Source organism: Methanobrevibacter ruminantium (genome assembly GCF_016294135.1).
GTDB classification, from domain to species: domain Archaea; phylum Methanobacteriota; class Methanobacteria; order Methanobacteriales; family Methanobacteriaceae; genus Methanobrevibacter; species Methanobrevibacter ruminantium_A.
Genome location: NZ_JAEDCO010000002.1, coordinates 73,197 through 87,397, shown reverse-complemented (window position 1 = coordinate 87,397; position 14,201 = coordinate 73,197). Strand labels below are relative to the sequence as shown.

Below are 14,201 nucleotides of genomic sequence, written 5' to 3'. Positions count from 1 at the left end.
TTCTATGAATAAATTAATGAATAAAATCAATTTTATCTTGTAATTCCACCGAATCCTTTAATTAGTTTTTCACATTCTTCAAGAGACTCTTTGCTTAATGATTGGATTGAAAAGGTGTAACTGATTTCATCTTCTTTTATAGGTCCGCCTTTGTAAATGTCAATTATTTCCACATCGACAACATCATCAATTCTTTTTAAAGCGTCTTTGATGATGTGAGGATTTGATTTTCTCCTGAAGAGTGCGCTAAGGTCTCTTGTGTGTATTTTCTGATTCTTGACTTTCCAATTGAACAGTTCCTCTTCATCCAGCATTTTAGCATTGGAAACCTTTAGCTTTTTAACCTTCCCGTTTTCATCTTCCAAATAGACGAAATCCAAATCAAGTTCCTTGATTTTTCCAACATGGATTTTATCTGAATAAATATGCTTAAGCCCTACTTCCTGTCCAATGGATTGCATTAATACATTATATTCCTGGGTAAGGGCATTTATTGCCTTGTCACTTCTACCTAAAGCCGCTTGGATGTCTCCCATATGCTTTGTTGCCCTAAGAGCGATTTCAACAAACTCATCTTCGTCCTCATTTGTCAATGCTTCTTTCAATTCGCTTATGGAATCAAAAAGAGCTTGTCTGATCTTTTCTCCACGCTTGTTTTCATGTTGGATTGAGTAAGTAAGATATGGATTTTGAGATACTATCCTCGCTATTGTATCAATCATTAGATTGTAAATTGGACTTTCATAGTTTTCAGTGTCCTTAATGTCAATTTGAAGTTTTTCAATAGCTGAAGCTGTAGAGATGTATGAAAAGTGAGTCAAGACCTGTACAATTCCCATCATGTCATCGTGATGCTCCGGACTTGTTTCCACTATCCTCATTCCCTTGTCTTCAAGGAACTTGTAGACTTTAGGGTACCAATTTCCCTTTTCAATTGGTGTAAGCACTATGATTTGCCCTTTCAAGTCTGTTGTTCTTGGACCAAAGACTGGGTGAGTAGGGATGAATTCAACTCCTTCTCCAATGCATTCCTTCATTTTGCGGCTAGGGCCCTCTTTCACTGAAGTAACATCAATCATCAATGAACCTTCTTTCATAAATGGTCCTAATTCTTCTATAACTGCTTCAGTGCTTGAAATAGGAACGGAAATAATCACGATATCGCTATCTTGAACAATCTTCTTATTGTTGTCGCTATATTTTATTCCAAGTTCCTCACTGACTTGCTTTCCGACAATGGAATCTCTTCCTGTAATTGTAACATCGAAGTCAAAGTCTTTCATATACCATGCAATGGTTCTTCCTAAACCTCGTGTTCCTCCAATAATTCCAATTTTCATTTTATTAGCTCTATTAGTTTTGTTTTAGAAATTGATAAAAATAATTTTCATTGATTTTGATAAACTTATTTGATAAATTTATTTTGATAATTATTTTTCAAAATTACTTAATTTTATATATTACCAATATTCATATTTTATATTGTTATAATAATTATATAACTATTGAGTTTTTTATAATTTTTGATTAATTTTAATGAGAATTTTTAAGAAATTTATAATTTTTGTATGGTTTAATTGAGGTTTATTCATGAAAATAACTTATCAAGATAGAAAGAAAGGAATTATTGAACTTCTTCCTGAAACTTTAGATGACTTATGGCATCTGTCTCACATAATCGCTGAGGGAGATACTGTATACTCTAAGACAACAAGAAGGATTCAAGACAATACTGGGGATAAGTTAAGAAGTGATAGGGGGGTTAAGAAGACCTTTACTTTAGGTGTTTCAGTGGAGGATGTAAGTTTTCACATATTCACTGGAAAGCTTAGGATAATCGGTTCAATCATTAAAGGTCCTGAAGACTTGATTCCTCTCGGATCTCACCATACAATTGAAGCCAAATTGAACACTCCAATTAAAATATTCAAGGAACATTGGTCCGGCTATGCATTGAAGAGAATCAGCCAAGCTATTGAAGCTTCCAAGAAACTCTCTGCAATCATTGTTGTATTGGAAGATGATGTTGCAGACTTCGGTTTGATGAGGCAATTTGGAATTGAATATTATGGTCCGGTTATGGGAAATGTTTCTGGAAAAAGGATAATTGACAAAAACCGTGCAAAGAATATTGAGAAATTCTATCAAAAGATTGTGGATTATATTCTCAAGTTTGACAATATTCAGACAATAGTTTTGGCAGGTCCTGGATTTTATAAGAATGATTTCTTAAAGTATCTTGAGTTGAAGCATAAGGATTTGGCTAAAAAGTCCATAGTCGAAGCAACCGGTTCCGGTGGCAGAGTGGGTATTAATGAGGTTCTTAAGAAGGGAACCGTTGAGAAATTGGCAGCTGAAAATAGGGTTGCCTTTGAAATTGCAGCAATTAATGAAATCCTTCAGGAGATAGCAAAGTCTTCCAATTTAGTTGTTTACGGTAAAAAGCAAGTTAAAGATGCTATAGATTTGGGAGCTATTGAAAAGCTATTGGTTTTGGATAATCTGATTAGAAGCGAAGACCTTGAGGGATCCATGGATATGGTGGAAAACATGTCTGGTGAAGTTTTAGTCATAAGCAGCCAGCATGAAGGTGGAAAACAGCTTGAGGGATTAGGTGGTATGGCTGCTATCTTAAGGTACTCCATTAACTGATTGGTTAATTATCAATAATTCATTGAAATCATTTTTCATTATTTTTCTAAACCGCTATTTTTTAGACTTTTTAAAATAGATTTTAACCAATATCTAAAAACTTAACATTATATATAATAAAAATTATAAAAATATTAATATTACATTAAAAAATTAAAGGAAAAAATTAAAGGATTTTAAACATGTTTTTAGAATTATTTTTAGTATTTATTGCAACATTTTTAGGAACTGGGGCATTGAATATCATATTCCGTTTCTTAGGCAAAAGAGGTTATATGGGAAATCTGTATGAGCCAGTGCGTGGAGGTACTCCTCGTGGGATTGGTATAGTTCCATTTATTGTAATTAGCCTGTTCTTGCCTGCAGGATATAACAATCTTGTTTTGGTTATGGGATTATGTGCCCTTGTCGATGATGTGATAGGTAGAAGAAGAATCGCTAACTTGCCTATTGAAATAGGACAGCTTGCAAGAGGAATAGGTATGTTATGCGTTATCGGATTAGGTTATCCTCTTATGGGCATTTCTTCTATTTTAGTTGCTTTAATGATTCAGCCTATGAACATTGCAGATATGCAACCTGGGTCTGCAGTAAGCGTAGTTGTTGTAATGAGCTTCTTTACAATACTTGCAACCTTGATTTTAGGTGTAGCTCCTGTAGCACAGATTCCTGCATATTATGTTCCGTTGCTAACTTTAGTAACATGTATAGCTTACGCTCCTTTAGACTATTCAGGAAAGATCATGTTAGGTGAAGTGGGAAACCATACCTTTGCAATAGTTTTGGGAATAAGCTTTTACATTCTTGGAGGATTTGTAGGGACCTTAATATTGTTCATTGTAACAACTGCATTGATTGCATACATTAGAAGAAGAAACTTATCTAGATTCCTTATTAATAAATTGCATATAAGCAATCCAACTTTCGGTGATTTGTTTATGGATGTCTTAACTGGTGGAGGTTTAGGTGATTTATTCAGAAAAATCATTCTTGGTGAACGTCAGCAAGTTGTTACTGATAATTTATTAATTTCACTTGGATTTAGAAGATTGCTTTACAATCCATATTCCCCTAATCTAGAAAGAGTAATTGAAAAGGATGTTAGAACAAAACCGACTGATTTGAGAAAGTTAAGCTAATAATTGCTCTATCAATCCAATTAAATTTTTTTAATTCATTATTTTTATTATGGTGATCTTATGAGTGATATTTTTGAAGTCATTAAAAATCGTAGAAGCGTAAGAGCTTACAAAGATGAGCAAATTGAAGATGAGCAAATTGAACAAATTTTAGAAGCAGCTATTATGGCTCCTACTGCAAGAGGAGAAGCTCCATGGCATTTCACTGTAGTTCAAAACAAGGAAATTCTTGCAGATATCAATGATTCTGTACTCAACATATTATCCAATTCAGGTGATGAGTTCCTTGAAGCAATAGCCGAATCTGGTGTAAATGTAATGCACAATGCTCCAACAGTTGTATTTGTTTCTGCTAAATCCGATGCAACCAATATGCAAGCAGACTGTTCTGCAGCTATTGAAAACATGCTTCTTGCAGCAGAAGGATTGGATATTGGATCCTGTTGGTTAGGTCTTGTAGCTATTTACTTCAGTGTTGAAGAAAACTTGAAAAAGCTTCACATTCCTGAAGGATACACTCCATTGTATGGTGTTGCTTTAGGTTATAAGCTTGAGCCAAATGAACCAAACCCACGTAAGGATGTTTTCGTAAACTGGGTAAAATAAGATTTAATAATTTTTTATTAAATTTTTATTTATTTTTTATTTTTAATTTATTTCATTAAACTATTTTTAAAAAAAGAGTTGGATAAAATAATGAAAATTTTATCCATTTTTATATTTTTCTTATTTTTTTATTACTTATTTTTTCAATCATTTACATGATTTTTAAGATTTTATAATAAGCATCTGTGGATGGATGAACTTCCAGGAAATCATCGAAATCCTCTTTAGTTATTCCCATATTCATAAGGAATGCAAGATAAGCAGTATCATCAATTGAGGATGGGGATATTTGGCTTGCTCTCACTATCTCTTCTGTTTCTGTATTCAATGAAATCTTTGTAAGTCCAGTTTCTCCTCTTAATATTCTCCAGAATGCATGAGGTCCTCCAAGACCTGGAATGATTATATCTTCAACATTTACGTTGTCATTGCCTTCAGATTTTGATGCTTTTTGAGTGAAGCTCACATCCAAATCCAATGTCAATGATTGTGGAACGTTTATATCATCAAACTTATTCAAGTATCCGGCCATGTTTCTTGCTGCTGAAATTCCCTCTTTTCTTGCATAAGGAGTAAGGGTGATTCCTCCTGTAACGTCTCCTGCAGCATAGATATTTGGATTTGAGGTTTGGAAGAATTCATTCACCTTAATTGATCCATCTTCATTCAAGTCAACAATGTCTGCAACTATTTCTGAATTTGGAACTCTTCCAGTAGCTATCAATGTTTTTCCTTCAAACTCTCCCTTGTCGGTTATGATGGAGTTTTCAGTGATTTCCAAAACATTGGTGTTTTCATAAATATCCACTTCCTCAATGAGCTTGTTAACAACATACGATTTGATTTCAGGCTCCAAGTCCTTTAGGATTTCACTTCTTGCAATGATTTTTACTTCACTTCCAAAGATTGAGAATATGTTTGACAATTCGGTAGCAATAATTCCTCCACCAACTATATTTAATTTGCTTGGAACTTCCTCTAAGGAAAGTACATCGCTACTTGTCAAAGCATATTTTACTCCATCGATATTTGGAATAAATGGTCTTGCACCAGTAGCTATCAAAAGATTTTCTGCCTCGTATATATCATGATCCTTATCTTTCACATTTTCTCTTTGAAGCTCATTGTCATTGTCTAATTTCACTTTAACAATTATTTTGTCATCATCGTTTATTTCCACACTTGCTTCACCATAGATAACATTATTGTTTACGCTTTCATTTTCCTCTTGGTTAAGCCTGCGAAGCATGAGTTGGGTCTTTTTAATGTTGTCACATGCAGATTTATAATCCAAGCTTATGTTTCCATCGATGAATCCGATTTCAGTGAATCTCTTGAAGTTTCTTATGAAACGGCTGATGTCTGTAAGAGCACATACGACCATGCATCCTTCATTAAGACAGGTTCCTGCAATGTATTTCTTTTCAATAAGAAGAGTTTCTTCTCCCAATTTACCGAGTTCAAATGATCCAAGTCTTCCAGCAGGGCCTGCTCCAATAACAATGTTTTTAAATTTTTTTATTTCTTCCATGCTATCCCTTGAATATTTTTTAATATAGTTGGCTTTATTAAGTCAGTAATAATTATTAAAATTAATAAATTAATTAATTAATTTTAGTATGTTTATTTTATTATAAAAATTTATTAATTATTTTTAAAAATAGCTGTTTCAAATGAGTGATAATTGTTTTAATAAAAATAATTTTATGTAAAAATAGTGAAAAGTATTATTAATTTCTTCTAGGAGTAATACTTTATGGTATTAAGTTATGAATAAGTTTATGATTTAAAAAAATTAGTTTTAAGAATTAGTTCTTATTTAATAATTCCAAGAACTTCTCTTTAGCTTCGTCAATTGTTAAAGGATAATCGTTGTTCATGTCGAATCCTTCTTTTTCAAGGTCGTGGAAAAGTTCTGTGACAATAGGTACTTCTAAGTTTGCCTTATCTAGAATTTCAGGTTGTGCAAAAATCTCTTTAGGAGTTCCTTCGGCAATCAATAAACCGTCAACCATAACGAACACTCTTTTTGCATAATTTGGAACCAAGTCAACTTCGTGAGTTGAAATGATGATTGTGATTCCTTCCTCGTTAAGTTCCTTTAATAATTTACTTAAACCTCTTACACCTTGAGGGTCTAAACCTGCAGTTGGTTCGTCTAAAACCATAATTTCTGGTTTCATCGCAAGAATTCCTGCAATAGCCACTCTTTTCTTTTGACCTCCACTTAAATGGTGAGGTGCCTTTTTCTCGAAACCGCTCATTCCTACACGAGCTAAGCTTTCAGTAACCCTTTTTTGAACCTCTTCCATAGGTAACTTTAAGTTTAAAGGTCCGAATGCAACGTCTTCTTCTACAGTAGGTGCAAATATTTGGTCATCAGGGTTCTGGAATACGATTCCAACTTTTTGTCTAAATTTTAGCAAAGACTTTTTATCATACTTCAATTCTTCGCCATCGATGAAAACTTGCCCTTCATCAGGTTCATAGATACCATTCAAATGAAGGAACAAAGTAGATTTTCCAGCACCGTTTTTACCTAAAAGAGCAACCATCTCTCCCTTTTCAACTTTTAAGCTAACTCCTTTAAGTGCTTGATAATCCTTAGTATAAGAATATTTGATATTTTTCACTTCTAACATTTTATTCCTCCTTTGGCGGTACATAAACCGGAAGTTCTCCGTAATAACCTCTTGAATCTAAACTATGTTGTAATGTTTCACTTTTATCTAATGATCTTAAAAAGATATTACTTATTAAATCTGCTAAGCATTTCATTGAATTCATGTATGAATTGTATCCCATTCTTGTTTTCTGTGCTTTTTGCATTGTATCGATTTCATTTAGGAATATGAAGATTGTATTGTACATTAAAAGTCCAATTTCAGTAATGATTTTTGGTACTTTCAAGGTATCCAAACAATGGAAAATCTTTGCAATTGGTGTTGTCAATGCAAGAAAACCTAATAAAGGGAAACATCCTAAAACTCTAAAGAATGTGTATAACCCATAATGCCATGAGTCATCAGTAACTACAATGCCGAATATTCCTGTTTCATAAATGACTTCTCCATTTCCAAAGAAGAATATTAAGAATAGACATGTTATGACAAGAAATGCCATCGGTATTGTTAAAAATTTCAAATAGGATCTTATGCTAATTTTTGCTACTCCCAATATTATAATTGAGAATAAAATGAAGATAAATACATCAAAATATAGATTATCCAATGCTAAAGTAACTATCAATAATATTGCTGTTAAAAACAATTTAAAATAAGGGTTTGTTTCACTTAATTCATTATTGTGAGCAATATAATCCATATCAAATTTCATAAAATCACTAAAATTCGTTTAAGTATATAAATTTTTAAATTTTTTAAAAAATATTAAAAAAAAGAAAAAAATGGATAAAGAAGAATTATTCTTCTTTACCTTGTCCTCTCCAGTAACCGAAGAAGTAACCAATAATGATTGCTCCTATAGCTGCTTGAAGAGCGAATAATAAACTTTCTATTTCACCACTTGGTGGTTCCCATATTGAAGAGAACCAAGGTTCAAAACCGGTTTCTTCGATAGCTTCACCAGCTGCATCGTCTGCTCCCCCAAAGTATCCGTCGTCTTCACCGTGACCACTGAACATAACTAATGGTGCGATGAACAATATAATACATACAACAGCTAAAATAATTAAAGTAGATCTTTCCATATTAATCACCTTATGCTTCATTAGGAGCTAATGCGCCTAATTTGTCTAATAATTTTGGTTTGTAAGCTTTTAATCTGTCCCATATGATTACGGTTAAGATACCTTCACCAATAGCTAATGGTACTTGAGTTACTGCGAAAATAACTAAGAACTTGGTTAATGCACTGCCGAAAGAAGGAGCAGGGAATGCGAAAGCTAATTGGAATGAAGTAGCTACGTAAGTTAATAAGTCACCTAAGAATGCTGCAAAGAAGATTGCAATAGTGGATGAGATATTAGCTTTAGTTAAACCTTTGTATACGATCCAAGCTATGAATGGGCCTACAATACCCATTGAGAAAATGTTAGCACCTAAAGTGGTTAATCCACCGTGTGCGAGTAATAAAGCTTGGAATAAAAGTACAACAGTTGCGAGTACAGCGGTTACAGCAGGGCCGAATAATGCTGCACCTAATCCGTTACCACAAGGGTGAGAACAACTTCCAGTAACAGATGGTAATTTTAAAGATGATAAGATGAACATGAATGCTCCACTTACAGCGATTAAAGCTTTGGATTCAGGGGTTTCATCTACGATTTTTTTGATTTGATAGATACCATATGCAACGATGATGAATGATATGACGAACCATACAATACACCATGTTAATGGTAAATATCCTTCCATAATATGCATAAATAATTTCCTCCAAATTAATATCAATATAATTTGATATTTTAATAAAGTTAAATTAAGTTTATTTTTATTAAAGTTATATTGATAAATTAATTTTTATCCTTTATTATATATAAACTTTTTAGTAATACTTCAAACTATTTTATTGAAAACTAAATATTTTCTAAAAAATAAAAGATTTGCATTTAAATTTCATATTCCTTGATTTTTTATTCCCGTTTCAATTTTTTTGCATTGTTTGAATTTTATTTTCGTATCTTAGATTTTTTGGAATTTTTTAATACTTTCACTTATTTTTTGGAAATTAGTTTGATAAAATAAAAATATTTATATAATCTAAAAACTAATAATTAAAATATCAAATATACGTGATTTTAATTTAAAACTTTAAATTAATTAATTCATTTAAATAAATAAAAGGAGATGTTGCTAATGTGTATTGCTGCACCAGCTAAAATTGTAGAGATTGACACTGAATCTAACATTTGCGCTGCAGACTTTGGAGGAGTAAGACAAAATGCAAAATTGGATCTTCTTCCAGATGCAGAAATTGGTGATTATGTATTGATTCATGCAGGATATGCTATTGAAAAATTATCAGAACAAGCTGCTAAAGAATCTTTAGAATCCTGGGATGAATTATTGGAAATGTTAGAAGAAGAAGACAAAGAACGTGAAAAAATGATGAAAGATATGTTATAGTCTTTTTCATTTTCTTTCTATTTTTTAATTTTTATTTACAATCGTCATTTTAATTGTACTGTTGTCTAAAGTTTTTAAACTAATTTCTTTACTATTTTTAATTAATAATATTAATATTATTTCAATTATTAAATTAATGACTTTATTTTAATTGTGATTATATGGATGAAGAAATAAGATTATTGAAGGAATTGAATTGTCCGCAGTGGGTAATTGAGCATTCCAAAGGAGTTTCAAGAAAGGCATGTGAAATTGCATCTAATTTTGATGATGTTGATATGGAACTTGTAAGGGTTGGAGGTTTGCTTCATGATATCGGTAGATTCAAGACCAATTCCATTGAACATGCGGTAATCGGTGCTCAAATACTTAAGGAAATGGGATATCCTCAAGAGATAATCAATATTGTTGAAAGGCATATTGGAACTGGCCTCACTGAAGAGGATGCTAGGCAGTTAGGATTGCCTATTAAGGATTACACTCCTCAGACATTGGAGGAAAAGATAGTTTCCCATGCAGACAATCTCTTCAATAGTGCCGATGAAGTGGATGTTGAGTTCACTATTGAAAAGTGGAAAAGGAAATTATGCGAAAATCATCCATCAATAGAAAAAATCAAGAAGATACATGAAGAGCTTGTTTTAAGATTTGAATAGTTTTTTAGACAATATTCATTTTTATTCAGAAATCAATAAATTTATAAAAACTATTTTATAAAAGAAATTTAAATATTTAATTAGTAATTTAAATAGTTAATTAGTAATTTAAATATTAAATTATAATTTAAATATTTTAATATTTGATATAATTTTTATTTTAACAGATTGTTACTTATTTTAATTTTATAATTTTACACGAGGAAAAGAATGAAAGTTATTTGTTCAAGTGATGCGTCATTATATAGGCCTGAAGTAGTAAGATGGAGAGAGAGGATGGCAATGATGGAACCTTTAGGGGATGTTGTTGTTGCACTTCCATGCAGTATGAAAAAGCCATACTCCAACTCTCAGTCTCACCAAAAGTTCAGAAGAGTTACCAAAGGTTATCAGGAAGTAATTGTAACCTCTCCATTTGGGATCTGTCCAAGGGAATTGGAAAATACCTTCCCAATCCAATCTTATGATGTTGCTGTTTCAGGTGATTGGAATGATGATGAGATAAGATTAGCTGGGGAGCTACTTAGAGATTATGTTGGAGACAAGCCGGTAATCGCAAATGTTGAAGGAGGTTACGAAGAGGTTTGTCGTGAGTACTTGGATAACTGTACCTATGTATGTGATGGTGGCAGACCTACTTCTCCGCAATCCATTTTTAACTTAAGGGAAGAGCTTAAGAAATATCCTAAAACAAAACATAGGGATAGAGTATTGAATGAGCTTAGATCTGTTGCTAAATACCAGTTTGGAAAAGATGCTGAAGCAATGATAACTGATGATGTCGTTGCTAAAGGAAGATATCATAGAACTCTTTATTCCAATGGAAAGACAGTGGCTCTTCTCAATAGGGATGTTGGATTATACACTCTTAACCTTGAAGGAGGAAGAAGACTTGCTGAACTAGGAGTTCATGTGGTTGAAATAGACTTTGACTTGAAGACAAACTCATTGTTTGCTCCAGGTATTGTGAATGCAGATCCAAGCATTCTTCCAAAGGATGAAGTCGTTGTAGTAAGAAATGATGAGGTCGTAGCAGTTGGAAAAGCTGTCTTGACCGGTCGTGAAATGACTGAATTAAGAAATGGTATTGGAGTGAAAATAAGACATAGAATTAAAAAATAATTTAATTTCTATTATTTTTCATTTTTTTTAATTTTTATTTAATTTTATAACATTTTTTATTATAATTCTATTATAATTCTATTATATTTCTATTATATTTTTATTATATTTTTATTATTTAATTGATAAGTTTAAATATAATTAAAACAATAGTTATATTATTAACTTTTTGTTAGGAAATAAAATTTTAAATTTTATTCTTATCACTAATTTAATTAAACATTTATTTAAAAAAATTTTGAGGAGATAAAATGTCTGAAGAATTAGCACTTGCTGTAAAAGATGCAGTTTCTGTAGTAAACGACCCTCACATGGGCGTAAGTATTGTAGAAATGGGTATTGTACAATCTATTGCAATTGAAGGTTCAACTGCTGAGATCGTAATTAAACCTACCAACCCAGGTTGTATGAGTGTTACCCGTATAGCTGCTCAAGCTAAAGCTGAAGCTTTAAAAGTTGAAGGAATCGATAAAGTTAAACTCATCATTGAAGGTCACGTAATGGCTGACTCTCTTAATGAGATGCTTAACAAAGATAATTAAGTTTTTTAAACTTAATTACTCTATTTTTTTTATTAGAATTTCTTGAATTTAATTGATTTCAGTTTTTTTCAAAGTCTTTTTTATACAAAAGATTTATATATTAGATTAGATATAGTTAATAATACTTGTATTTGTTATATAGGCTAGTGGCACAGCCTGGTCAGCGCGCACGGCTGATAACCGTGAGGTCCTGGGTTCGAATCCCAGCTAGCCTACTTCTAATTTTACTTATTTTTTCAAATTTTTACACTTACTGACAATTCTATCGTCTTTTTTTAAGATTCTTTTTTTAGATATTTTTCATTTTTTTAGATATTTTATCTTTTTTAGATATTTTTCATTTTACATTAATACTAAATCTTAGAAATGCTATTTTATAATGTACATTTTTATGTATTATTATACATTTATATACTTAAAAGTACAATATATTATTAGAGAAAAATCTTGGTGATACCATGTGGGAAAGTTTAAATTTAAAATTTAGTAAATATCCTGCAAGAATGGCTGTAGCTCAAAAGATGTTTGAGTTAGGATTAAGAATAAGTGAAGATGGTAAGATATATTGTGGAGATTTAAAGATAAGCGACTCTGCATTGGCAGCCGCTGCAAATGTTGATCGTAGGGTAATTAAATCTACAGTTGATGTCATTATTGCTGATGAAGGGTTATATGAAATATTCTCAAATATTATTCCAGCAGGAACATTAATCAAAAACATTGCAAAAAGCTTGAATTTAGGTGTTATTGAAATAGAAGCTGGTGAAAAGAGTGATGGTGTTTTAGCTGAAGTCGCTTGGATCATGAGCAAGCACAATATAAGCATTCGTCAAGCTTATGCAGGAGATACCCAATTGAACACAAACCCTGTTTTGACAATCATTACAGAAGATCCGATTCCTGGTGAACTTCTAAATGAATTCATTAAAGTGGAAGGGGTTTTGAAGGTTTCAATTTTATAACAATTTTTCTTAACTTTTTCTTTTTTTATTTTTTTCTAATCTTTAAAATTCTTCTAACTTTTTTTATTTTTTCATTAATTTTTTACTATTTTTTATATAAAAACATTAAATTTATAATATAGTGTGTATATAAATATAGATATAATGTAATTTATTAAATCATTTACTATAATATTAACCATTAAGTAATTTTTTTAATTTAGTTTTGATTTAAAATTTAAATATTTATAAGGAAGACTATTATTATGTTAAGAGATCCAATTATTCAAAATTTATATCCTGAAATTTTTGAATTCGAAGAAGCTGTAGATGTTATAGGATGTCTTAAAGAATGGCCTAAGAGCAGATTATGTGATGACAATGCTATTGCTAGAAAAACTAAAATAGATATTAAAACAGTTAAAGATATTCTTAAATTGCTTGAAACAAACAACTTCGTTTACAATGTAAAAATCAACGAAATTTGTATAAAAATCATTAAACACTTTAAATCTGGAAAGCTTAGCCATGAAGAGATAGCAAAAAAAGTCAAATTGGATTTGGAAATTGTAGACCAATTCATTGAAGAAAATGAATCTCTTCTATTGGAAACTAAAAAAACTTATTCCCAACAAACCTTAAAAACATTAAATGATAATTTAAATGCTTTAATTAAGGGAGAGAAAAAGGAAGAAAATGAAGAAGAAGCAGAGGATAAGAAACAAGAAGAAGTTAATGCTGAAGAAGTCAAGGATGAATCCTCTGATGATGATAAAAAGGTCATGAATGAAGATAAGGAGTCTGAAGAAGTAGTTGTTAAGGGAACTGTTGAAGAGACTTCTGAAGAAGAAAAACCTGCTAAAAAATCAAAAGCTAAAAAGCCTAAAAAGGAAAAAGCTAAAAAAAGAGCAGTTAATCAGAAATTCTGGTATCTTACATTTGATGAAATCATCGATTGCCTTAAGAATGGATACACTACAGATGAAGAGATTTCTGAAAAGACCAATTGTAAGCTAAACATTGTAAGAAAGATTCTTTACAAATTATATGACATGCGTTTAGCAAGCTATAAGAGAGATAAGGATAAGGAAACTCAATGGTACACTTACGATTGGAGATTCAATGAAAATGAGTACAAAAAGTTAGAATTTAATTTAGCAAGTTCTGAACTTAAAAGATTAAACTCTGAATTGGAATATGAAGAGAACAATATGTTCTTCGTTTGTCCAAATGGACATTACCGTCTTGACTTTGAAGACGCTTCAACTGTTGAATTCCTATGTCCAGAATGTGACCTTGATTTGGAATTCGAAGACAATCAAGAAAAAATAGATAGTAAAAAAGAAGAAATTAAAATTCTTGAAGATATAATTTCAGGATAATTTCTATCTTTTATTTTTTTATCTTATTTTCTATTTTTTTATTATTTTTAACTATTTTTAACTATTTTTAATTA

General features: G+C 31.3%; 15 protein-coding genes and 1 tRNA gene. 10 read left to right on the top strand and 6 right to left on the bottom strand.

The window, feature by feature from the left end:
- Positions 1-32 precede the first annotated feature (32 nt).
- The gene (locus VW161_RS01400; RefSeq protein ID WP_304093376.1) at positions 33-1,340 is read right to left on the bottom strand and encodes a prephenate dehydrogenase; all 1,308 of its coding nucleotides are present in this window, start codon (positions 1,338-1,340) and stop codon (positions 33-35) included.
- 250 nt (positions 1,341-1,590) lie between these two features.
- Between VW161_RS01400 and VW161_RS01395 the strand changes: the two genes are divergently transcribed.
- From VW161_RS01395 to VW161_RS01385, 3 genes are all read left to right on the top strand, one after another.
- On the top strand, positions 1,591-2,652 hold the full coding sequence (locus tag VW161_RS01395; RefSeq protein WP_304085876.1) for an mRNA surveillance protein pelota: 1,062 nt from the start codon (positions 1,591-1,593) through the stop codon (positions 2,650-2,652).
- Positions 2,653-2,834: 182 nt separating this feature from the next.
- Complete coding sequence (locus tag VW161_RS01390; RefSeq protein WP_304135078.1) at positions 2,835-3,791, top strand: cell wall biosynthesis protein; 957 nt, start codon at positions 2,835-2,837, stop codon at positions 3,789-3,791.
- A gap of 60 nt (positions 3,792-3,851) precedes the next feature.
- The gene (locus tag VW161_RS01385; RefSeq protein WP_304135076.1) at positions 3,852-4,397 is read left to right on the top strand and encodes a nitroreductase family protein; all 546 of its coding nucleotides are present in this window, start codon (positions 3,852-3,854) and stop codon (positions 4,395-4,397) included.
- 151 nt (positions 4,398-4,548) lie between these two features.
- Here VW161_RS01385 and VW161_RS01380 read toward each other — a convergent pair whose 3' ends face one another.
- The 5 genes from VW161_RS01380 to cbiM all read right to left on the bottom strand — a co-directional run bounded on the left by VW161_RS01380 (position 4,549) and on the right by cbiM (position 8,782).
- On the bottom strand, positions 4,549-5,928 hold the full coding sequence (locus tag VW161_RS01380) for an NAD(P)/FAD-dependent oxidoreductase (RefSeq protein WP_304093378.1): 1,380 nt from the start codon (positions 5,926-5,928) through the stop codon (positions 4,549-4,551).
- Positions 5,929-6,205: 277 nt separating this feature from the next.
- Positions 6,206-7,039 carry an ATP-binding cassette domain-containing protein gene (locus tag VW161_RS01375; protein ID WP_304088278.1) on the bottom strand — a complete coding sequence of 278 codons (834 nt, stop codon included), beginning with the start codon at positions 7,037-7,039 and terminating at the stop codon, positions 6,206-6,208.
- Between the two features lies 1 nt (position 7,040).
- Positions 7,041-7,733, bottom strand: coding sequence for a cobalt ECF transporter T component CbiQ (gene cbiQ, locus VW161_RS01370; RefSeq protein ID WP_304088281.1), 693 nt, complete (start codon positions 7,731-7,733; stop codon positions 7,041-7,043).
- Between the two features lie 85 nt (positions 7,734-7,818).
- The gene (locus tag VW161_RS01365; RefSeq protein ID WP_304088284.1) at positions 7,819-8,106 is read right to left on the bottom strand and encodes an energy-coupling factor ABC transporter substrate-binding protein; all 288 of its coding nucleotides are present in this window, start codon (positions 8,104-8,106) and stop codon (positions 7,819-7,821) included.
- 10 nt (positions 8,107-8,116) lie between these two features.
- A complete protein-coding gene (gene cbiM, locus VW161_RS01360) occupies positions 8,117-8,782 on the bottom strand; it encodes a cobalt ECF transporter S component CbiM (RefSeq protein WP_304088286.1) in 666 nt (221 codons plus the stop codon).
- A 432-nt stretch (positions 8,783-9,214) separates the two neighbouring features.
- On the opposite strand from cbiM, the gene VW161_RS01355 reads away from it, so the two are divergent.
- The 7 genes from VW161_RS01355 (at position 9,215) to tfe (ending at position 14,127) form a co-directional block, all read left to right on the top strand.
- The gene (locus VW161_RS01355) at positions 9,215-9,484 is read left to right on the top strand and encodes a HypC/HybG/HupF family hydrogenase formation chaperone (protein ID WP_296869764.1); all 270 of its coding nucleotides are present in this window, start codon (positions 9,215-9,217) and stop codon (positions 9,482-9,484) included.
- Between the two features lie 161 nt (positions 9,485-9,645).
- A complete protein-coding gene (locus VW161_RS01350) occupies positions 9,646-10,140 on the top strand; it encodes a TIGR00295 family protein (protein WP_304088289.1) in 495 nt (164 codons plus the stop codon).
- Between the two features lie 210 nt (positions 10,141-10,350).
- Positions 10,351-11,262, top strand: coding sequence for a DUF5591 domain-containing protein (locus VW161_RS01345; protein ID WP_304088292.1), 912 nt, complete (start codon positions 10,351-10,353; stop codon positions 11,260-11,262).
- Between the two features lie 251 nt (positions 11,263-11,513).
- A complete protein-coding gene (locus tag VW161_RS01340) occupies positions 11,514-11,804 on the top strand; it encodes an iron-sulfur cluster assembly protein (RefSeq protein WP_292788503.1) in 291 nt (96 codons plus the stop codon).
- A 140-nt stretch (positions 11,805-11,944) separates the two neighbouring features.
- Positions 11,945-12,019 (top strand) — tRNA-Ile (locus VW161_RS01335).
- Positions 12,020-12,262: 243 nt separating this feature from the next.
- Positions 12,263-12,766, top strand: coding sequence for an amino acid-binding protein (locus tag VW161_RS01330; protein WP_304088295.1), 504 nt, complete (start codon positions 12,263-12,265; stop codon positions 12,764-12,766).
- A 245-nt stretch (positions 12,767-13,011) separates the two neighbouring features.
- Positions 13,012-14,127: a transcription factor E gene (gene tfe, locus VW161_RS01325; protein ID WP_304088298.1), complete on the top strand. Its 1,116-nt coding sequence runs from the start codon at positions 13,012-13,014 to the stop codon at positions 14,125-14,127.
- Positions 14,128-14,201: the final 74 nt, after the last annotated feature.

Excerpts from the sequence above, each read along its gene's own strand:
- VW161_RS01400 (WP_304093376.1), bottom strand. The coding sequence starts at position 1,340 with ATGAAAATTGGAATTATTGGAGGAACACGAGGTTTAGGAAGAACCATT.
- VW161_RS01395 (WP_304085876.1), top strand. The coding sequence starts at position 1,591 with ATGAAAATAACTTATCAAGATAGAAAGAAAGGAATTATTGAACTTCTT.
- VW161_RS01390 (WP_304135078.1), top strand. The coding sequence starts at position 2,835 with ATGTTTTTAGAATTATTTTTAGTATTTATTGCAACATTTTTAGGAACT.
- VW161_RS01385 (WP_304135076.1), top strand. The coding sequence starts at position 3,852 with ATGAGTGATATTTTTGAAGTCATTAAAAATCGTAGAAGCGTAAGAGCT.
- VW161_RS01380 (WP_304093378.1), bottom strand. The coding sequence starts at position 5,928 with ATGGAAGAAATAAAAAAATTTAAAAACATTGTTATTGGAGCAGGCCCT.
- VW161_RS01375 (WP_304088278.1), bottom strand. The coding sequence starts at position 7,039 with ATGTTAGAAGTGAAAAATATCAAATATTCTTATACTAAGGATTATCAA.
- cbiQ (WP_304088281.1), bottom strand. The coding sequence starts at position 7,733 with ATGAAATTTGATATGGATTATATTGCTCACAATAATGAATTAAGTGAA.
- VW161_RS01365 (WP_304088284.1), bottom strand. The coding sequence starts at position 8,106 with ATGGAAAGATCTACTTTAATTATTTTAGCTGTTGTATGTATTATATTG.
- cbiM (WP_304088286.1), bottom strand. The coding sequence starts at position 8,782 with ATGCATATTATGGAAGGATATTTACCATTAACATGGTGTATTGTATGG.
- VW161_RS01355 (WP_296869764.1), top strand. The coding sequence starts at position 9,215 with ATGTGTATTGCTGCACCAGCTAAAATTGTAGAGATTGACACTGAATCT.
- VW161_RS01350 (WP_304088289.1), top strand. The coding sequence starts at position 9,646 with ATGGATGAAGAAATAAGATTATTGAAGGAATTGAATTGTCCGCAGTGG.
- VW161_RS01345 (WP_304088292.1), top strand. The coding sequence starts at position 10,351 with ATGAAAGTTATTTGTTCAAGTGATGCGTCATTATATAGGCCTGAAGTA.
- VW161_RS01340 (WP_292788503.1), top strand. The coding sequence starts at position 11,514 with ATGTCTGAAGAATTAGCACTTGCTGTAAAAGATGCAGTTTCTGTAGTA.
- VW161_RS01330 (WP_304088295.1), top strand. The coding sequence starts at position 12,263 with ATGTGGGAAAGTTTAAATTTAAAATTTAGTAAATATCCTGCAAGAATG.
- tfe (WP_304088298.1), top strand. The coding sequence starts at position 13,012 with ATGTTAAGAGATCCAATTATTCAAAATTTATATCCTGAAATTTTTGAA.